27 protein-coding genes are annotated in these 16,477 nt (G+C 67.2%); 1 reads left to right on the top strand and 26 read right to left on the bottom strand.

Annotation, left to right across the window (positions count from 1 at the left end; translation table 11 throughout):
* Nucleotides 1-26 precede the first annotated feature (26 nt).
* The gene (locus F6J84_RS15740; protein WP_150971032.1) at nucleotides 27-1,970 is read left to right on the top strand and encodes an acyltransferase family protein; all 1,944 of its coding nucleotides are present in this window, start codon (nucleotides 27-29) and stop codon (nucleotides 1,968-1,970) included.
* A 119-nt stretch (nucleotides 1,971-2,089) separates the two neighbouring features.
* Here F6J84_RS15740 and rplQ read toward each other — a convergent pair whose 3' ends face one another.
* The 26 genes from rplQ to rplB form a co-directional block, all read right to left on the bottom strand.
* A complete protein-coding gene (gene rplQ, locus F6J84_RS02320) occupies nucleotides 2,090-2,650 on the bottom strand; it encodes a 50S ribosomal protein L17 (RefSeq protein WP_150971030.1) in 561 nt (186 codons plus the stop codon).
* 36 nt (nucleotides 2,651-2,686) lie between these two features.
* The gene (locus tag F6J84_RS02315; protein ID WP_150893201.1) at nucleotides 2,687-3,676 is read right to left on the bottom strand and encodes a DNA-directed RNA polymerase subunit alpha; all 990 of its coding nucleotides are present in this window, start codon (nucleotides 3,674-3,676) and stop codon (nucleotides 2,687-2,689) included.
* A 139-nt stretch (nucleotides 3,677-3,815) separates the two neighbouring features.
* Nucleotides 3,816-4,214: a 30S ribosomal protein S11 gene (gene rpsK, locus F6J84_RS02310; RefSeq protein WP_150893203.1), complete on the bottom strand. Its 399-nt coding sequence runs from the start codon at nucleotides 4,212-4,214 to the stop codon at nucleotides 3,816-3,818.
* 31 nt (nucleotides 4,215-4,245) lie between these two features.
* Complete coding sequence (gene rpsM / locus F6J84_RS02305; RefSeq protein ID WP_150893205.1) at nucleotides 4,246-4,620, bottom strand: 30S ribosomal protein S13; 375 nt, start codon at nucleotides 4,618-4,620, stop codon at nucleotides 4,246-4,248.
* A 147-nt stretch (nucleotides 4,621-4,767) separates the two neighbouring features.
* Nucleotides 4,768-4,884: a 50S ribosomal protein L36 gene (rpmJ, locus tag F6J84_RS02300; protein ID WP_005050492.1), complete on the bottom strand. Its 117-nt coding sequence runs from the start codon at nucleotides 4,882-4,884 to the stop codon at nucleotides 4,768-4,770.
* 58 nt (nucleotides 4,885-4,942) lie between these two features.
* Nucleotides 4,943-5,164, bottom strand: a complete 222-nt coding sequence (infA, locus tag F6J84_RS02295) for a translation initiation factor IF-1 (RefSeq protein WP_047544504.1) — start codon at nucleotides 5,162-5,164, stop codon at nucleotides 4,943-4,945.
* 148 nt (nucleotides 5,165-5,312) lie between these two features.
* Nucleotides 5,313-6,005 (bottom strand): DsbA family protein, encoded by a 693-nt coding sequence (locus tag F6J84_RS02290; protein ID WP_150971028.1) that lies wholly within the window; start codon nucleotides 6,003-6,005, stop codon nucleotides 5,313-5,315.
* A gap of 9 nt (nucleotides 6,006-6,014) precedes the next feature.
* Entirely contained in the window at nucleotides 6,015-6,845 is an 831-nt protein-coding gene (gene map, locus F6J84_RS02285; protein ID WP_150971026.1) for a type I methionyl aminopeptidase, read from the bottom strand.
* 3 nt (nucleotides 6,846-6,848) lie between these two features.
* Nucleotides 6,849-7,445 carry an adenylate kinase gene (locus F6J84_RS02280; RefSeq protein WP_150971024.1) on the bottom strand — a complete coding sequence of 199 codons (597 nt, stop codon included), beginning with the start codon at nucleotides 7,443-7,445 and terminating at the stop codon, nucleotides 6,849-6,851.
* The gene (gene secY, locus F6J84_RS02275) at nucleotides 7,442-8,767 is read right to left on the bottom strand and encodes a preprotein translocase subunit SecY (protein ID WP_150893213.1); all 1,326 of its coding nucleotides are present in this window, start codon (nucleotides 8,765-8,767) and stop codon (nucleotides 7,442-7,444) included. The genes F6J84_RS02280 and secY overlap by 4 nt, the downstream gene beginning before the upstream one ends.
* 146 nt (nucleotides 8,768-8,913) lie before the next feature.
* A complete protein-coding gene (gene rplO / locus F6J84_RS02270; RefSeq protein WP_150893215.1) occupies nucleotides 8,914-9,471 on the bottom strand; it encodes a 50S ribosomal protein L15 in 558 nt (185 codons plus the stop codon).
* A complete protein-coding gene (gene rpmD, locus F6J84_RS02265) occupies nucleotides 9,471-9,656 on the bottom strand; it encodes a 50S ribosomal protein L30 (protein WP_150971022.1) in 186 nt (61 codons plus the stop codon). Before rpmD ends, rplO begins: the two co-directional genes overlap by 1 nt.
* Nucleotides 9,656-10,336 (bottom strand): 30S ribosomal protein S5, encoded by a 681-nt coding sequence (rpsE, locus tag F6J84_RS02260; protein ID WP_150893219.1) that lies wholly within the window; start codon nucleotides 10,334-10,336, stop codon nucleotides 9,656-9,658. The genes rpmD and rpsE overlap by 1 nt, the downstream gene beginning before the upstream one ends.
* Nucleotides 10,333-10,692: a 50S ribosomal protein L18 gene (gene rplR, locus F6J84_RS02255; RefSeq protein WP_150893221.1), complete on the bottom strand. Its 360-nt coding sequence runs from the start codon at nucleotides 10,690-10,692 to the stop codon at nucleotides 10,333-10,335. The genes rpsE and rplR overlap by 4 nt, the downstream gene beginning before the upstream one ends.
* 2 nt (nucleotides 10,693-10,694) lie before the next feature.
* Nucleotides 10,695-11,231, bottom strand: coding sequence for a 50S ribosomal protein L6 (gene rplF / locus F6J84_RS02250; RefSeq protein WP_150893223.1), 537 nt, complete (start codon nucleotides 11,229-11,231; stop codon nucleotides 10,695-10,697).
* Nucleotides 11,232-11,237: 6 nt separating this feature from the next.
* The gene (gene rpsH, locus F6J84_RS02245; RefSeq protein WP_150893225.1) at nucleotides 11,238-11,636 is read right to left on the bottom strand and encodes a 30S ribosomal protein S8; all 399 of its coding nucleotides are present in this window, start codon (nucleotides 11,634-11,636) and stop codon (nucleotides 11,238-11,240) included.
* A 90-nt stretch (nucleotides 11,637-11,726) separates the two neighbouring features.
* Nucleotides 11,727-12,317: a 50S ribosomal protein L5 gene (gene rplE / locus F6J84_RS02240; RefSeq protein WP_150893227.1), complete on the bottom strand. Its 591-nt coding sequence runs from the start codon at nucleotides 12,315-12,317 to the stop codon at nucleotides 11,727-11,729.
* Nucleotides 12,317-12,676: a 50S ribosomal protein L24 gene (rplX, locus tag F6J84_RS02235; RefSeq protein WP_150893229.1), complete on the bottom strand. Its 360-nt coding sequence runs from the start codon at nucleotides 12,674-12,676 to the stop codon at nucleotides 12,317-12,319. Before rplX ends, rplE begins: the two co-directional genes overlap by 1 nt.
* A 2-nt stretch (nucleotides 12,677-12,678) precedes the next feature.
* Nucleotides 12,679-13,047 (bottom strand): 50S ribosomal protein L14, encoded by a 369-nt coding sequence (gene rplN / locus F6J84_RS02230; RefSeq protein WP_150893231.1) that lies wholly within the window; start codon nucleotides 13,045-13,047, stop codon nucleotides 12,679-12,681.
* A 35-nt stretch (nucleotides 13,048-13,082) separates the two neighbouring features.
* A complete protein-coding gene (gene rpsQ / locus F6J84_RS02225; RefSeq protein ID WP_150893361.1) occupies nucleotides 13,083-13,412 on the bottom strand; it encodes a 30S ribosomal protein S17 in 330 nt (109 codons plus the stop codon).
* On the bottom strand, nucleotides 13,412-13,723 hold the full coding sequence (gene rpmC / locus F6J84_RS15735) for a 50S ribosomal protein L29 (protein ID WP_150893233.1): 312 nt from the start codon (nucleotides 13,721-13,723) through the stop codon (nucleotides 13,412-13,414). The genes rpsQ and rpmC overlap by 1 nt, the downstream gene beginning before the upstream one ends.
* The gene (gene rplP, locus F6J84_RS02215) at nucleotides 13,723-14,142 is read right to left on the bottom strand and encodes a 50S ribosomal protein L16 (protein ID WP_150893235.1); all 420 of its coding nucleotides are present in this window, start codon (nucleotides 14,140-14,142) and stop codon (nucleotides 13,723-13,725) included. The genes rpmC and rplP overlap by 1 nt, the downstream gene beginning before the upstream one ends.
* Complete coding sequence (rpsC, locus tag F6J84_RS02210; protein ID WP_150893237.1) at nucleotides 14,142-14,912, bottom strand: 30S ribosomal protein S3; 771 nt, start codon at nucleotides 14,910-14,912, stop codon at nucleotides 14,142-14,144. Before rpsC ends, rplP begins: the two co-directional genes overlap by 1 nt.
* Nucleotides 14,912-15,307 carry a 50S ribosomal protein L22 gene (rplV, locus tag F6J84_RS02205; protein WP_150893239.1) on the bottom strand — a complete coding sequence of 132 codons (396 nt, stop codon included), beginning with the start codon at nucleotides 15,305-15,307 and terminating at the stop codon, nucleotides 14,912-14,914. The genes rpsC and rplV overlap by 1 nt, the downstream gene beginning before the upstream one ends.
* A 22-nt stretch (nucleotides 15,308-15,329) precedes the next feature.
* The gene (gene rpsS / locus F6J84_RS02200; protein WP_150893241.1) at nucleotides 15,330-15,611 is read right to left on the bottom strand and encodes a 30S ribosomal protein S19; all 282 of its coding nucleotides are present in this window, start codon (nucleotides 15,609-15,611) and stop codon (nucleotides 15,330-15,332) included.
* Between the two features lie 11 nt (nucleotides 15,612-15,622).
* Nucleotides 15,623-16,462: a 50S ribosomal protein L2 gene (gene rplB, locus F6J84_RS02195; protein WP_150893243.1), complete on the bottom strand. Its 840-nt coding sequence runs from the start codon at nucleotides 16,460-16,462 to the stop codon at nucleotides 15,623-15,625.
* Nucleotides 16,463-16,477 lie beyond the last annotated feature (15 nt).

Genomic DNA, 16,477 nt, shown 5'->3' with positions numbered 1-16,477 from the left:
GAGGTTCGCCACGGACTCTTCGGTTTATGCCTTCCCCACATTCCCCAGCCTCCCCGCGCGCCCGTTTCGCAGGACTGGACGGCCTCCGCGCGATCGCCGTGACCCTGGTCGTGCTCTACCACCTCTTCCCGTTGTGGTGGCTGGGCAGCGGGTTCATCGGGGTCGATGTCTTCTTCGTCATCAGCGGCTTCCTGATCACCTCGCTGCTCCTGCGCGAGCACGCCTCGAACGGGCGTATCCGGCTCGGCGACTTCTGGCGCCGTCGGGCCCGGCGCCTGCTCCCGGCGCTCGGCCTCGTCCTGCTCACCTGCTCGAGCGTCGCGTGGGCGATCGGCGGTGACGTCCTGGTCGGTCTCGGGCGCCAGCTCGTCGGCGCGGCCACCTTCAGTTACAACTGGCTGTCCGTGGTCGAGGGCGCCGACTACTTCACCGGGAGCGGTTCGGAACTCTTCCGGAACCTCTGGTCGCTGGCCGTCGAGGAGCAGTTCTACCTGCTCTGGCCCGTTCTGCTGCCGCTGCTGCTGCTCGTGCGCCGACCGTGGCTGCGCGTCACCGTCGCGTTCGTGCTCGCGGCCGCCTCAGCGGTCTGGATGGGCGTGATCGTCTCCTCCGCCGCGACCCCCGAGGCCCTCGGCGCGGACATCACGCGTGCGTACTTCGGGACGGACTCCCACGCCTTCGGTCTCCTCCTCGGCGTCGCGGTGGCGGTCCTCTGGCGGGCCGCGGGGCGTCGTGAGCGCCCGTGGATGCATGGCCGCACGGCCCGCGCCCTCGTGCCTATGACCGGCGCGGCCGCCGTCGCGGGGCTGATCCTGCTCGCCGCATCCGCGCAGCATGACTCCGTGGCGACCTTCCCCGGCACGCTGCTGCTCGCCAGCGCCCTGTCCGCTCTGGCCGTCATGGCGGGCTGCTGGCCGGGGTCGTGGCTGGGCCGCCTGCTCGACATCGCCCCGCTGCGCTGGGTGGGCGACCGTTCGTACGTGATCTACCTCTGGCACTGGCCGGTGCTCGTCCTGCTCGTCGCGTCCGTCCAGCGCACGGGGACCGATCAGCCCTTCCCGGTATGGGTCGGGATCCTCGCTCTGGTGCTGACCCTCCTCGCCGCGGAGACCTCGCACCGCTTCGTGGAGAGCCCCGTCCGCCGTCTCGGTTTCCGGGGCTACGCAGCCGCCCTCGGACGAGCGCTCCGGCTCTCCCCCCGCAGACGGGCCGGGGTCCTGGGCGGCCTGACGGCCATCGCCCTCCTGTCCGCCGGGACAGTGTCCGCGGTCGTCTCCGCCCCCAGCGTCTCCAGCGGTCAGGCCGTCGTGGAGGCCGGCATCGCCGCTCTCGAGGAGCACGATCCCGGCCCGGACACCGGAGACGCGACGACGCACGACGCCGCCGAGGACGTCTCGGGCGACCAGATCACCGCCATCGGGGACTCCGTCATGCTGGCGTCCGCCTCGAGCCTGCTGGAGCGCTTCCCCGGCATCCAGATCGATGCGGCCGTCTCGCGGTCCATGTACGCTGCCCCGGGCATCCTGCGCGAACTGGAGGCCGCCGGCGCCCTGCGCCCCTACGTCGTGCTCGCGCTCGGCACGAACGGCTCGGTGTCCGCACGCAGCCTGCAGGAGATCATCGACATCCTCGGGCCGGAGCGGCAGCTGGTGCTCGTCAACGCCTACGCCCCGAGATCGTGGATCCCCGGCGTCAACGCGGACCTGGCCGCCTTCGCGCGCGCGCATGCCGCCGTCCAGGTCGCCGACTGGGCGGACGCCATCTCGGGGAAGCCGGAACTCCTCGCCGGTGACCAGATCCATCCCGGCGACGCCGGCGGACGGGTGTTCGCGGAGGCCGTAGCCGAGGGGGTCGACCGCGCCGCGCACGCCCGCGCCCGGCTCGCCGAGTTCACCGAGCAGCGCACCTACGCCGAGCAGCTGCGCCGGGAGCTGTTCTTCCAGCCGTCACACGCCCCCTTCGCCTCCTGACGCGACGCCCGCCGGCACCCCACGCCGTCCGACAGTGACGGCATACATACGCGAAGACCCGCGGGACTCGGAGAGTCCCGCGGGTCTTCGCGGTGCGCGGGGCTAGCCCGGCGGGAGGGTCACTCGGACTTCGTGGCCTCGTCGCCCTCAGCCTGCTCGGCGGGGGTCTCGAGCGCGTCCTCGGCGGCCGCCTCAGCAGCGGCGCCTTCCTCAGCCGACTCGGCGCCCGCGTCGGCCGCCGGAGCAGCCTCAGCCTCAGCCTCCGCCGCGGGAGCGGTCTTCGGGGCGGCGGCCTTCGCCGGAGCGGACTTCTTCACGACCGGCTCGAGCACGAGCTCGATGACCGCCATGGGCGCGTTGTCGCCCTTGCGGTTGCCGATCTTCGTGATGCGCGTGTAGCCGCCCTCGCGCTCCGCGACCAGCGGTGCGATCTCGGCGAACAGCGTGTGCACGGCGTCCTTGTTGTTGCGCAGGACCGTGATGACGCGACGACGCGCGTGCAGGTCGCCGCGCTTGGCGAATGTGATGAGCCGCTCGGCCAGCGGACGCAGGCGCTTGGCCTTGGTCTCGGTGGTCGTGATCGACTTGTGGGTGTACAGCGACGCGGCCAGGTTGGCCAGCATCAGACGCTCGTGTGCGGGACCGCCACCGAGACGGGGACCCTTCGTGGGCTTAGGCATTTCTCGTTACTCCAGAATTCTCAGGGAAGGGCCGGGTCAGACGGTTTCTTCGTCGTAGCCGCCGTAGAAGTGGGCGCCGTCGAAGCCGGGCACCGAGTCCTTCAGCGACAGACCGAGGGACACGAGCTTGTCGCGCACCTCGTCGACCGACTTCTGACCGAAGTTGCGGATGTTCATCAGCTGCGTCTCGGAAAGGGCGACCAGCTCCGAAACGGTGTTGATGCCCTCGCGCTTGAGGCAGTTGTACGAACGGACCGACAGATCGAGGTCCTCGATCGGCATCGACAGTTCGTTGGACAGCACGGTCTCCACGGGTGCGGGACCGATCTCGATGCCCTCCGCCTCGACGTTGAGCTCGCGCGCCAGACCGAACAGCTCGGTCAGGGTGCGGCCAGCCGACGCCACGGCGTCGCGCGGGGCGATCGACGGCTTCGACTCGACGTCCAGGACGAGCTTGTCGAAGTCGGTGCGCTCCCCGGCACGGGTGGCCTCGACGCGGTAGCTGACCTTCAGCACCGGCGAGTAGATCGAGTCGATCGGGATCTGACCGGCCTCGGCGTACTCGTTGCGGTTCTGCGTCGCCGACACGTAACCGCGACCGCGCTCGATGGTGAGCTCGAGCTCGAAGCGGGCGGTGTCGTTGAGGGTCGCGATGACGAGCTCGGGGTTGTGCACCTCGACGCCTGCCGGAGCCGAGATGTCGGCCGCGGTGACCTCGCCGGCACCCGTCTTGCGCAGGTACGCGGTGATGGGCTCGTCGCGCTCGCTGGAGACGACCAGCTGCTTGATGTTGAGGATGATCTCGGTGACATCCTCCTTCACCCCGGGGATGGTGCTGAACTCGTGCAGCACACCGTCGATGCGGATGCTGGTGACGGCGGCACCCGGGATGGACGAGAGGAGGCTGCGACGAAGCGCGTTGCCGATGGTGTATCCGAAGCCGGGCTCGAGCGGCTCGATGACGAAACGGCTGCGGAACTCCCCGACCTTCTCCTCGGTCAGAGTGGGACGCTGTGCGATGAGCACGATGTGTTCCTTTCGGCTAAGTGCCCGCTATATGACACTTGCGTTGGTGAGGTGTTGAGTTTTCACGGCGGATGCGGTCACACCGCATCCCCGGACGTGCGGACGGCCGGGGCGTCCGTGGACGCCCCGGCTCTCCGCATCAGACGCGGCGGCGCTTCGGCGGACGGCAGCCGTTGTGCGCCTGCGGCGTCACGTCCTGGATCGAACCCACCTCGAGGCCAGCAGCCGTGAGCGATCGGATCGCGGTCTCGCGGCCCGAGCCCGGGCCCTTCACGAAGACATCGACCTTCTTGACGCCGTGCTCGGCAGCCTGACGGGCGGCCGACTCGGCAGCCATGCCGGCCGCGTACGGGGTCGACTTGCGCGATCCCTTGAAGCCGACGCCACCCGACGAGGCCCAGGCGATGACGGCGCCAGAGGGGTCGGTGATCGAGACGATGGTGTTGTTGAACGTCGACTTGATGTGGGCGTGGCCCAGCGCGATGTTCTTCTTTTCCTTGCGGCGGGGCTTGCGCGCCGCGGACTTGGCCTGTGCCATGTGCGTGTTCTCCTAAACCTGGGGGCGCGACCTAGCGCGCCTTCTTCTTGCCGGCGACGGTGCGCTTGGGACCCTTGCGCGTACGCGCGTTGGTCTTCGTACGCTGACCGCGGACGGGCAGACCCCGGCGGTGGCGCAGACCTTCGTAAGAGCCGATCTCGACCTTGCGACGGATGTCGGCGGCGACCTCGCGGCGGAGGTCACCCTCAACCTTGTAGTTGGCTTCGATGTGGTCGCGGAGCAGGACGAGCTGGTCGTCGGTGAGGTCCTTGACGCGGATGCTCTGGTCGATCCCGGTGGAAGCGAGGATTTCGACGGAACGGGTACGGCCGATGCCGTAGATGTACGTGAGTGCGATCACCACGCGCTTGTCGCGCGGAATGTCGACGCCGGCAAGACGTGCCATGCGGCTCTCCTAGGAGTCGGTGGAGGTGTGGAGCAGGATCTGTTCCCGGGCCTCCGACCCGAGGTGTCCCCCGCGCGGACGCGGGGTCATCGATCCTGCCGATGTGTGTTCAGTTGTGGGTGGACGCGGTGACCAGCACCGCATCCGTCAGCCCTGGCGCTGCTTGTGGCGCGGGTTGGACTTGCAGATGACCATGACGCGGCCGTGACGGCGGATCACCTTGCAGTGATCGCAGATCGGCTTGACGCTGGGGTTGACCTTCATGATGTTCCTGTTCGCTGTCTTCGTACCCGGGGACCCGGGCCGTTACTTCTCGACCGGACTAGCGGTAGCGATAGACGATGCGACCACGCGTGAGGTCGTAGGGCGAGAGCTCCACGACGACGCGGTCTTCCGGGATGATGCGGATGTAGTTCTGTCGCATCTTTCCGGAGATCGTTGCGAGCACCTTGTGTCCGTTGCTCAGCTCGACGCGGAACATCGCGTTGGGCAGAGCCTCGGAGATCGTGCCCTCGATCTCGATGACACCGTCTTTCTTAGCCATAGCCTCGTTGTCGCTCATGCAGACCGGTCGATCTGCGGTGGGTGGGGAATCGGCGTTTCGACACGCCAACAATGGCGCAAAGCACCAAAGAACAACTATAGGTGATAAATGAGCGCTCCGCCACCCGATCCGGGCTCGGCGAGGCCTGTCACCGCGTGAATTTCGCGACCAGATCCGCCTGCGGGTCGCCCGTGAGCTGCGAGTTGGAGATGACCTCGCCGTCGATCGCGATCGTCGGCGTGGAGATCCCGCTCTGACCCGGCTGGACCGGGGTCTGCTTCGTCATGTACTCGACGAACTGCGCGTACGTGCCGGCGTTGATGTCCTCCGCGGCGTCGGTGGCGCCGACCTGCTCCGCGATGGCGATGAGCTCCTCGTTGCTGAGACCCGTCGTGCCCTCGGCCGGCTGGTTCGCGAACAGCGCCTGCAGGTATGGCAGCGCGAGGTCCGGGTGGTTCGCCGCGACGGCGTACATGGCGTTCGCCGCGCGCGTGGAGAACTCGCTGCCCGCCGAGGCCCGGTCGAGGATCGAGATCGGGTGGATGTTGAGGGTGATCGTGCCGTCCTCGACCATGCTCTCGATGGCCGGCCCGTAGGTCGCCTCGAAGCTGGCGCAGACCGGGCACATGAAGTCGACGTACGTGTCGATCGTCCCCTCGCCCTCGCCGACCGCGATGGCACCCGTCTCGTCGTCGATGACCGCGGACTGCGGCGCCGTGCCGGGACCGGACGAGGCGTTGTTGGCCCAGACGACGAGCGCGCCGACGACCACCACGGCCACTACGGCGGCGATGCTCACCCACACCGCGAACCAGTTCGTCTTCTTCCCTGCGCGTGCCATGGTCCGTCCTTAGTCGATCGCTGTCGGCCGAATGCCGAAGGGCGCGAGCCCTGCGGCTCCCCCGTCGGGCGCCGTGAGCACCCAGATGCCTCCATCATGGACCGCGACGCTATGTTCCCAGTGTGAGCCGGCCGAGCCGTCCACCGTGGACACCGTCCAGTCGTCGTCCTCCACGAAGGTCTCCTCCGAACCGGCGACGATCATCGGCTCGATGGCGAGGACGAGCCCGGGCTGGATGCGGGGACCGGGATCGGGCGTGCGGTAGTTGAAGACCGAGGGCGCCTCGTGCATCTTGCGGCCGATGCCGTGGCCGACGTAGTCCCGCAGGATGCCGTAACCGTGCCCCGAAGCGACCACGAAGTCCTCGACGGCGGCGCCGATCTCCCCGATGTGGGTACCGCGGGCCATCGCAGCGATGCCGGCCCACATGGAACCTTCCGTCACCCGCGAGAGTTCCTCGCGTTCCGCCACAAGCTCAGGTCGGTCCGCATCGGGCACGACCACGGTGATGGCGGAGTCGCCGTTCCACCCGCGCAACTGTGCGCCGGCGTCGATCGACACGATGTCACCGGGCTGCAGTACACGCTCCCCGGGGATCCCGTGCACGACCTCCTCGTTCACCGAGATGCAGGTCGTGTGCCGGTACCCGCGGACGAGCATGAAGTTGGACTCCGCACCGCGTGCGGTGATCACCCGGGATGCGGCGGCGTCCAGCTCGGCCGTGCTGACCCCCGGAGCGACGAGCTCACGGACGGCGCGAAGCGCCTCTGCGGTGATCAGCCCCGGCTCGATCATGCCCCGCAGCTGAGCGGGCGTCTTGTAGATAGAGCGTCGGAACACGGCTCAGGACACGGGGTTGAGGCCGCGTGCGATGAGCGCCGTCAGGATCCGCTCCGTGATCTCGTCGAGGGTTCCGACACCGTCGATGGAGTCGACGAGTCCCCGCTCCCCGTACACGCCGAGGATCGGCGCCGTCTCGCGCTCGTAGATCGACAGCCGATGGGCGATGACCTCTTCGGTGTCGTCGGTGCGACCCTGTTCCTGAGCACGCAGTGAGAGGCGGGCGATGCTCTCCTCGCGGGGCACGCTGAGCTCGATCACACCGGCCAGGTTCTCGCCCCGTGCGTCCAGGAACGCGTCGAGGTCGGCCACCTGCGCGAGGTTGCGCGGGTAGCCGTCGAGCAGGAAGCCGGCCGCGGCGTCAGGCTGCGCCAGCCGGTCACGCACGACGGCGCTGGTCAGCTCGTCCGAGACGAGGTTGCCCGCCTCGATGACGGCCTGCACCTGGCGTCCGAGATCGGTCCCCTCGGCGATGTTGGCGCGGAACACGTCACCGGTCGACACGGCGGGGATCTCGAAGGTCTCCGCGATGCGGGCCCCCTGGGTCCCCTTGCCGGATCCCTGCGGGCCGACGATCAGCAGGCGGGGGGTCACGGTCATCGCAGGAGTCCTTCGTAGTGTCGCTGTTGCAGCTGTGCGTCGATCTGCTTCACCGTCTCGAGGCCGACGCCGACCATGATCAGGATCGACGTACCGCCGAACGGGAAGTTCTGGTTCGCGCCGACAGTGGCCAGCGCGATGAGCGGGATGAGGGCGACCAGACCCAGGTAGATGGATCCGGGCAGGGTGATGCGGGTGAGGACGTAGTCCAGGTACTCGGCCGTCGGGCGACCGGCACGGATACCGGGGATGAACCCGCCGTACTTCTTCATGTTGTCCGCGACGTCCACCGGGTTGAACGTGATCGCCACGTAGAAGTAGGTGAAGCCGACGATCAGCAGGAAGTAGATCGCCATGTAGAGCGCGTTGTCGCCGGTCGTGAGGTAGTTGTTGATCCAGACCACCCAGCCCGGGAGCTCACCGTCCGCGTTCGGCGTCTGGTTGAACTGCGCGATCAGAGCCGGGATGTACAGCAACGACGAGGCGAAGATGACGGGCACGACACCTGCCATGTTCACCTTGATCGGGATGTACGTGTTGGTGCCGCCGTAGGTCCGGCGGCCGACCATGCGCTTCGCGTACTGCACCGGGATGCGACGCTGCGACTGTTCGACGAACACCACGAGGGCGACGATCACGACGCCCACCGCCAGGACGAGCAGGAAGATCTCGAACCCGCGGGACTGCCAGATCGACCACATGGCGGCCGGGAAGGTCGCCGCGATCGAGGTGAAGATCAGCAGGGACATGCCGTTGCCGATACCGCGCTCGGTCACGAGCTCCGCGAACCACATGATGAGGCCGGTGCCGGCGGTCATCGTGATGATCATGAGGAGCTGCGCCCACCACGCGTCGTTCGTCAGCAGCTGCTCACAGGCGGGGATGCCGGTGGAGCCGAACAGCTGACCGCTGCGCGCCACCGTGATGAGCGTCGTGGACTGCAGCAGCGCCAGGGCGATCGTCAGGTAGCGCGTGTACTGCGTGAGCCGCGCCTGGCCCGACTGGCCCTCCTTGTAGAGGGTCTCGAAGTGCGGGATGACCACGCGCAGCAGCTGCACGATGATCGTCGCCGTGATGTACGGCATGACGCCGAGGGCGAAGATCGACAGCTGCAGCAGCGCTCCGCCGGAGAACAGGTTGACGAGGGACAGCACACCCTGCGTGTTGGACGTGTCCGCCAGACACGACTGGACGTTCGGGAAGTCCACGAACGGCGAGGGCACGTGCGCGCCGAGGCGATAGAGCACGATGATGCCCAGGGTGAATGCGATCTTCCGCCGCAGGTCAGGCGTGCGGAACACGCGCGCGATAGCGCTGAACACGAGGGTTCCTCCAGAAAGGGTTCCGGCGCGCAAGGCGCACACAGACCATCAGGCTATCCCACGCAGAGGGGGCGCCGCCGCAGGCCGCATTTATCCGGACCAATGCAGCAGGGGCCGGAAGCACGCTTCCGACCCCTGCACACGGATTACTTGATGGTGCCGCCGGCGGCGACGATCTTCTGCTCTGCGGAACCCGAGACCTTGTCGACCTCGACGTTCAGCTTCACGGAGATGTCCCCGGTGCCGAGCACCTTGACCTTCTCGTTCTTGCGCACCGCACCCTTGGCGACCAGGTCGCCCACGGTGACGTCGCCACCGCTCGGGTACAGCTCCGCGAGCTTGTCCAGGTTCACGACCTGGTACTCGACGCGGAACGGGTTCTTGAACCCGCGCAGCTTCGGGGTGCGCATGTGCAGCGGCATCTGCCCACCCTCGAAACCGGCCTTGACCTGGTAACGGGCCTTCTGGCCCTTGGTGCCACGACCCGCGGTCTTACCCTTGGAGCCCTCACCACGGCCGACGCGAGTCTTGGCGGTGTTCGAGCCCGGGACGGGACGCAGGTGGTGGACCTTCAGCACGCCGGGGCGCGACACGGGCGCGTCCTTCTTGGGTGCGTCCTTCTTCGCTGCCGGCTTGCGCGCGGCGGTCTTCTTCGCGGGAGCCTTCGCGGCGCCGTCGACCTCGACCTTGTCGTTCTCAGCCATTAGTCGATCTCCTCAACATTCACGAGGTGAGCGACGGTCTTGACGTAACCGCGCGTCTGCGCGTCGTCGGGACGGACGACGGAGTCGCCGATCCGCTTGAGACCGAGGCTGCGCAGCGTGTCACGCTGGTTCTGCTTCTCGCTCACCTTGGACTTGATCTGCGTCACCTTCAGACGGGCAGCCATCAGGCACCTACCTTCTTCGCCGCTGCGGCCTTGGCCTCGTTGCGGATGATGATCGCCGGAACGACCGCGTCGTAGTCCAGACCGCGACGTGCGGCGACCGCGCGGGGCTCCTCGAGGCTCTTCAGAGCCGCGACCGTCGCGTGCACGATGTTGATCGTGTTCGACGAACCCAGCGACTTCGACAGCACGTCGTGGATACCGGCGCACTCGAGCACGGCACGGACGGGACCACCGGCGATGACACCGGTACCGGCGGCAGCCGGACGCAGCAGCACGACACCGGCCGCGGCCTCACCCTGCACCGGGTGCGGGATGGTGGAGCCGACGCGGGGCACGCGGAAGAAGTTGCGCTTGGCCTCTTCGACACCCTTGGAGATGGCCAGGGGCACTTCGCGGGCCTTGCCGTAGCCGACACCCACGAGGCCGTTGCCGTCGCCGACCACCACGAGGGCGGTGAAGCTGAAGCGGCGACCGCCCTTGACGACCTTGGACACGCGGTTGATCGTGACGACGCGCTCGAGGAACTGGCTCTCGTTGCGGTCGCGCGAGTTGCGGTCGCGGTTCGGGTTGCGCTCGCGACCACCGCGGCGGGGCTCGCGCTCCGCAGCCGCCGTCTCGGGCGCGGCCACGGCCGCAGCCGGAGCGGTTTCGGTCACTTCGTTCTCCTTGTTCTCGCTCACAGGTTCAGGCCTCCCTCGCGGGCGCCATCGGCGATGGCGGCGACACGACCCGCGTAGCGGTTGCCACCACGGTCGAAGACGACATCGACGATTCCGGCGGCCTTGGCACGCTCGGCGACGAGCTCGCCGACCTTGCGGGCCTTCGCGGTCTTGTCACCGTCGAAGGCGCGCAGGTCCGACTCGAGCGTCGAAGCGGACGCGACCGTGTGGCCCTTGCTGTCGTCGACCACCTGGACGAAGACGTGGCGGGCCGAACGGTTGACGACGAGACGCGGACGCGCCTCCGTACCGACGACCTTCTTGCGCAGACGCGAGTGGCGACGCGCGCGTGCGACGGACTTGGAAGTCACAGCCATGGTTACTTACCAGCCTTTCCGGCCTTGCGCCGAACGACCTCGCCGGCGTAGCGCACACCCTTGCCCTTGTACGGCTCGGGCTTGCGGATCTTGCGGATGTTGGCGGCAGCCTCACCGACGGCCTGCTTGTCGATACCGCTCACGGTGAGCTTGTTGTTGCCCTCGACCGTGAACGTGATGCCTGCGGGCGGGTCGACCAGAACGGGGTGCGAGAAGCCGAGGGCGAACTCGACGGACGAGCCCTTCTGGGCGACGCGGTAACCCGTTCCAACGACCTCGAGGCCCTTGGTGTAGCCCTCGGTGACGCCGACGATGTTGTTGCTGATGAGCGTGCGGGTCAGGCCGTGGAGCGACCGGGACTCGCGCTCGTCATCGGGGCGGGTGACGAGAACCTGGTTCTCCTCCACCTTGACCTCGATCGGCGAGGCCACGGTGAGCGACAGCTCACCCTTGGGGCCCTTGACGTTGACGTCCCTACCGGCCACCGAAACGGTGACGCCCGAGGGGATGTCGATGGGAAGACGTCCGATACGTGACATTGTTCGTCACCACACGTAGGCGAGGACTTCCCCACCCACGCCCTTCGACTCGGCCTGACGGTCCGTGAGCAGACCGGAGGAGGTGGACAGGATGGCCACGCCGAGGCCACCGAGGACGGTGGGGATCTCGGTCGACTTCGCGTAGACGCGAAGACCGGGCTTCGACACGCGCTTGATGCCGGCGATCGACCGCTCGCGGTTCGGGCCGTACTTCAGCGTGAGCGTCAGGGTCTGGCCGACACGTGCATCGGAGACCTCCCAGCCCGCGATGTAGCCCTCCTGCTTGAGGATGTCGGCGATGTTGGTCTTGAGCTTCGAGCTCGGCAGCGACACGGAGTCGTGGTGTGCCGAATTCGCGTTGCGCAGACGGGTCAGCAGATCTGCGACCGGGTCTGTCATCGTCATGTGATGTGTCCTTCGTTCACCAGGTTTCGGCCGCCGTTACGCGACGGCCGACCTGTGGTGGTGGTTGTCGGCGGTTGCCGACGTGGGGTGTTACTTCTGTTCTTCGGCCTGCTGGAACGGGAAGCCGATGTGACGCAGGAGGGCGCGGCCCTCTGCATCCGTGGTCGCGTCGGTGACGACCGTGATGTCGAAACCGCGGACGCGATCGATCTTGTCCTGGTCGATCTCGTGGAAGACCGACTGCTCCTGCAGACCGAACGTGTAGTTGCCGTGGCCGTCGAACTGCTTGTCGCTGAGGCCGCGGAAGTCGCGGATGCGGGGCAGGGCGAGGTTGACCAGGCGGTCCAGGAACTCCCAGGCGCGGTCACCACGGAGGGTGACGTGCGCGCCGATGGCCTGACCCTCGCGCAGCTTGAACTGCGCGATGGACTTGCGGGCCTTGGTGACGACCGGCTTCTGACCGGTGATCTTGGTGAGGTCGTCGACCGCACCATCGATCACCTTGCTGTCGCGAGCTGCCTCGCCGACACCGGTGTTCACCACGACCTTCACGAGGCGGGGGATCTGGTTGACGTTCTTGTAGCCGAACTCTTCCTGCAGCTTCTGCTGGATCTCGTTGCGGTACTTCTGCTTCAGGCGCGGCTGGATCTTGCCAGCCGGCGCGGCAGTGTCGGTGCTCATCAGAGGTCCTTACCTGACTTCTTCGCGAACCGCACACGGACGGTGCGCTTCACGCCGTCCTTCGTCTGCTCCTCGACCCGGCGGCCGACGCGGGTCGGCTTCTTGGTCGAGGGGTCGACGACGGCGACGTTGGAGATGTGGATGGGGGCCTCGAACGTCTCGATGCCACCCGTCTTCGTTCCGCGCTGGGTCTGGCCGACGCGGTTGTGCTTGGTGACGTAGTTCACGCCCTCGACGATGACGCGGTTCTGCTCGGCCAGGACCTCGAGGACCTTGCCCTGCTTGCCGCGGTCGCCGCCACGCTCGGGCTTGGCGCCCGTGATGACCTGAACCAGGTCACCCTTCTTGATCTTCGCCATGATCAGATGACCTCCGGGGCCAGGGAGACGATCTTCATGAACTTCTTGTCACGAAGCTCACGGCCGACCGGCCCGAAGATACGGGTGCCGCGGGGCTCCCCGTCGTTCTTCAGGATCACGGCGGCGTTCTCGTCGAACTTGATGTAGGACCCGTCGGGACGACGGGTCGACTTGACGGTACGGACGACGACGGCCTTGACCACATCGCCCTTCTTGACGTTGCCGCCCGGGATCGCGTCCTTGACGGTGGCGACGATGACGTCGCCCACGCCCGCGTAACGCCGGTTGGAGCCGCCGAGCACGCGGATGGTGAGCAGCTCCTTCGCACCGGTGTTGTCCGCGACCTTGATGCGGGATTCGTTCTGAATCACTTGTTACTCCTTGGATTCCAAGAAAGCCCGAGGGCTTACTTGGCCTTCTCGAGGATCTCGACCAGGCGCCAGCGCTTGGTGGCGCTCAGCGGGCGGGTCTCGTTGATGACGACGAGGTCGCCGATTCCGGCCGAGTTCGTCTCGTCGTGCGCCTTCACCTTGGAGGTGCGGCGGATGACCTTGCCGTACAGCGGGTGCTTCACGCGGTCCTCGACCTCGACGACGATGGTCTTGTCCATCTTGTCGCTGACGACGTAGCCGCGGCGCGCCTTGCGGTAGCCACGGGCGTTCGCGTCGCGGACGTCCCGGTCGGAGCTCTCGTGCCCGACGGCCTGCTCTGCAGCGTCCTTCTTCGTGGTGGCCATCACTCAGCCTCTCCTTCGGCGGCGGCCGAGGTGTCCTCGGTCTTCTTCGCCTTCGTCTTCTTCGCCTTCGCGGGAGCCGGCGCAGCGGGCGTGGCACGGATGCCGAGCTCGCGCTCGCGGATCACCGTGTACAGCCGGGCAATGTCGCGCTTGACGGCGCGGATGCGGCCGTGGCTCTCGAGCTGGCCGGTGGCCGACTGGAAGCGCAGGTTGAACAGCTCTTCCTTGGCCTTGCGCAGCTCCTCGACGAGGCGCTGGTCTTCGAACGTGTCGAGCTCGCTCGGTGCGAGCTGCTTGGTGCCGATCGCCATTACGCGTCGCCCTCCTCGCGCTTGATGATGCGTGCCTTCAACGGCAGCTTGTGGATGGCACGGGTCAGAGCCTCGCGAGCGAGGGTCTCATCGACACCGGCGACCTCGAAGAGGACGCGACCCGGCTTGACGTTCGCGACCCACCACTCCGGCGAACCCTTACCGGAACCCATGCGGGTTTCGGCCGGCTTCTTGGTGAGCGGACGGTCGGGGTAGATGTTGATCCACACCTTTCCGCCACGCTTGATGTGACGCGTCATCGCGATACGAGCGGACTCGATCTGACGGTTGGTCACGTATGCGGGAGTGAGGGCCTGGATACCGAACTCGCCGAACGACACCTTGGTGCCGCCCGTGGCCTGCCCGGAACGACCCGGGTGGTGCTGCTTGCGGTACTTGACCTTACGGGGGATGAGCATTACGCCGACGCTCCTTCTGCCACGGGGGCCTCGTTGCGGGGGCCACGCGGCGGACGGCGGTCACCACGGTCGCCGCGGTCGTCACGACCACGGGACTTCGGTGCGTTGGCCTGCTCGCGCGCGAGTTCCTTGTTGGTCAGGTCGCCCTTGTAGATCCAGACCTTCACGCCGATGCGGCCGAAGGTGGTCTTGGCCTCGTAGAAGCCGTAGTCGATGTTCGCGCGGAGCGTGTGCAGCGGCACACGGCCTTCGCGGTAGAACTCCGACCGGCTCATCTCGGCGCCGCCGAGACGACCCGAGACCTGGATCCGGATGCCCTTGGCACCGGCGCGCTGAGCGCCCTGCAGACCCTTGCGCATCGCGCGGCGGAAGGCCACACGTGCGGAGAGCTGCTCGGCGATGCCCTGCGCGACGAGCTGAGCGTCGGCCTCGGGGTTCTTGACCTCGAGGATGTTCAGCTGGATCTGCTTGCCGGTGAGCTTCTCGAGGTCTCCACGGATGCGCTCGGCCTCGGCGCCACGGCGACCGATGACGATACCCGGGCGCGCGGTGTGGATGTCGACGCGGACGCGGTCACGCGTGCGCTCGATCTCGATGTTGCTCACGCCTGCGCGGTCGAGGCTCGACAGCAGGAGCTTGCGGATCCTGATGTCCTCGGCCACGTAGTCGGCGTAGCGCTGTCCCGGCTTCGTCGAGTCGGAGAACCAACGCGACACGTGGTCGGTGGTGATACCGAGGCGGAAGCCGTACGGGTTGACTTTCTGTCCCATTACTTGCTCGCCTTCTTGCTCTCAGCCGGTGCAGCCTCAGCCACCTCGGGGGTCGAAAGGACGACCGTGATGTGGCTGGTGCGCTTCTTGATCTGGAAAGCGCGACCCTGGGCTCGCGGCCGGAACCGCTTGAGCGTCGTGCCCTCGTCGACGAATGCGTTCTTGATGAACAGATCCTGCTCGGCGAGGAACTCGTTCTCCTTGTCCGCCTTGACGCGAGCGTTCGCGATAGCGGAGGCGACGAGCTTGTAGATCGGCTCACTGGCACTCTGGGGTGCGAACTTCAGGATCGCGAGGGCCTCTTCGGCCTGCTTTCCCTTGATGAGCGCGACGACACGACGAGCCTTCTGAGGGGTCACGCGGATGTGTCGCACGCGTGCGATGGACTCCACCATTTCTTCTCCTCTGCGCCCCGCGTCAGCGGCGGCGGCCCTTCTTGTCGTCCTTCACGTGGCCGCGGAAGGTGCGGGTGGGCGAGAACTCGCCCAGCTTGTGACCGACCATGGTCTCGGTCACGAACACGGGGATGTGCTTGCGACCGTCGTGCACGGCGATCGTGTGGCCCAGCATGGCCGGGACGATCATCGAGCGACGCGACCAGGTCTTGATGACGTTCTTCGAACCCGCCTCGTTCTGCACGACGACCTTGCGAAGCAGGTGCTCGTCGACGAAGGGGCCCTTCTTAAGACTGCGTGGCATCTTCTGTTTCCCTACTTGCGCTTCTTGCCGGCGGTGCGACGGCGGACGATGTACTTGTCGCTTTCCTTGTTGGCGTGACGGGTACGACCCTCAGCCTGACCCCACGGCGAGACCGGGTGGCGTCCACCGCTGGTCTTGCCCTCGCCACCACCGTGCGGGTGGTCGACCGGGTTCATCGCGACACCGCGGACGGTCGGGCGGATGCCCTTCCAGCGGTTACGGCCGGCCTTGCCCCAGTTGATGTTCGACTGCTCGGCGTTGCCGACCTCGCCGATCGTGGCGCGGCACCGTGCGTCGACGTTGCGGATCTCACCCGAGGGGAGACGCAGCTGCGCGTAGGGGCCGTCCTTGGCGACGAGACGCACGGAGACGCCCGCCGAACGGGCCATCTTCGCGCCGCCACCGGGCCGGAGCTCGATCGCGTGGATGACGGTACCGGTGGGGATGTTGCGCAGCGGCAGGTTGTTGCCCGGCTTGATGTCGGCCGAAGGGCCCGACTCGACGATGTCGCCCTGCTGGAGCTTGTTCGGCGCGATGATGTAGCGCTTCTCGCCGTCCACGTAGTGCAGCAGTGCGATGCGTGCGGTGCGGTTGGGGTCGTACTCGATGTGAGCGACCTTCGCGTTGACGCCGTCCTTGTCGTTGCGACGGAAATCGATCACGCGGTACTGGCGCTTGTGGCCACCACCGATGTGACGGGTCGTGATGCGACCCTGGTTGTTGCGACCACCGGTCTTGCTCAGCGGGCGGAGGAGCGACTTCTCGGGCGTCGATCGGGTGATCTCGGCGAAGTCGGCCACCGACGAGCCGCGGCGACCCGGGGTCGTGGGCTTGTACTTGCGAATAGCCATGTCTCTAGTCCTCTA

Origin of the sequence: Microbacterium caowuchunii (assembly GCF_008727755.1) — a bacterium.
GTDB lineage: Bacteria > Actinomycetota > Actinomycetes > Actinomycetales > Microbacteriaceae > Microbacterium > Microbacterium caowuchunii.
The sequence above is the reverse complement of the archived record's forward strand: the minus strand, read 5'-3'. Positions and strand labels throughout refer to the sequence as shown.

Bases quoted from the DNA above. Each gene is read 5' to 3' on its own strand.
- F6J84_RS15740 (WP_150971032.1), top strand. From the start codon at position 27: ATGCCTTCCCCACATTCCCCAGCCTCCCCGCGCGCCCGTTTCGCAGGA.
- rplQ (WP_150971030.1), bottom strand. From the start codon at position 2,650: ATGCCTAAGCCCACGAAGGGTCCCCGTCTCGGTGGCGGTCCCGCACAC.
- rpsK (WP_150893203.1), bottom strand. From the start codon at position 4,214: ATGGCACAGGCCAAGTCCGCGGCGCGCAAGCCCCGCCGCAAGGAAAAG.
- rpsM (WP_150893205.1), bottom strand. From the start codon at position 4,620: ATGGCACGTCTTGCCGGCGTCGACATTCCGCGCGACAAGCGCGTGGTG.
- rpmJ (WP_005050492.1), bottom strand. From the start codon at position 4,884: ATGAAGGTCAACCCCAGCGTCAAGCCGATCTGCGATCACTGCAAGGTG.
- infA (WP_047544504.1), bottom strand. From the start codon at position 5,164: ATGGCTAAGAAAGACGGTGTCATCGAGATCGAGGGCACGATCTCCGAG.
- F6J84_RS02290 (WP_150971028.1), bottom strand. From the start codon at position 6,005: ATGGCACGCGCAGGGAAGAAGACGAACTGGTTCGCGGTGTGGGTGAGC.
- F6J84_RS02280 (WP_150971024.1), bottom strand. From the start codon at position 7,445: ATGACCGTGACCCCCCGCCTGCTGATCGTCGGCCCGCAGGGATCCGGC.
- rplO (WP_150893215.1), bottom strand. From the start codon at position 9,471: ATGGCTGAGAACGACAAGGTCGAGGTCGACGGCGCCGCGAAGGCTCCC.
- rpmD (WP_150971022.1), bottom strand. From the start codon at position 9,656: ATGGCTGCCCGTCTGAAGGTGACGCAGATCAAGTCCAAGGTGAGCGAG.
- rplR (WP_150893221.1), bottom strand. From the start codon at position 10,692: ATGGCTGTGACTTCCAAGTCCGTCGCACGCGCGCGTCGCCACTCGCGT.
- rplF (WP_150893223.1), bottom strand. From the start codon at position 11,231: ATGTCACGTATCGGACGTCTTCCCATCGACATCCCCTCGGGCGTCACC.
- rpsH (WP_150893225.1), bottom strand. From the start codon at position 11,636: ATGACGATGACAGACCCGGTCGCAGATCTGCTGACCCGTCTGCGCAAC.
- rplE (WP_150893227.1), bottom strand. From the start codon at position 12,317: ATGAGCACCGACACTGCCGCGCCGGCTGGCAAGATCCAGCCGCGCCTG.
- rplX (WP_150893229.1), bottom strand. From the start codon at position 12,676: ATGGCGAAGATCAAGAAGGGTGACCTGGTTCAGGTCATCACGGGCGCC.
- rpsQ (WP_150893361.1), bottom strand. From the start codon at position 13,412: ATGGCCACCACGAAGAAGGACGCTGCAGAGCAGGCCGTCGGGCACGAG.
- rpmC (WP_150893233.1), bottom strand. From the start codon at position 13,723: ATGGCGATCGGCACCAAGCAGCTCGCACCGAGCGAGCTCGACACGTTC.
- rplP (WP_150893235.1), bottom strand. From the start codon at position 14,142: ATGCTCATCCCCCGTAAGGTCAAGTACCGCAAGCAGCACCACCCGGGT.
- rpsC (WP_150893237.1), bottom strand. From the start codon at position 14,912: ATGGGACAGAAAGTCAACCCGTACGGCTTCCGCCTCGGTATCACCACC.
- rplV (WP_150893239.1), bottom strand. From the start codon at position 15,307: ATGGTGGAGTCCATCGCACGCGTGCGACACATCCGCGTGACCCCTCAG.
- rpsS (WP_150893241.1), bottom strand. From the start codon at position 15,611: ATGCCACGCAGTCTTAAGAAGGGCCCCTTCGTCGACGAGCACCTGCTT.
- rplB (WP_150893243.1), bottom strand. From the start codon at position 16,462: ATGGCTATTCGCAAGTACAAGCCCACGACCCCGGGTCGCCGCGGCTCG.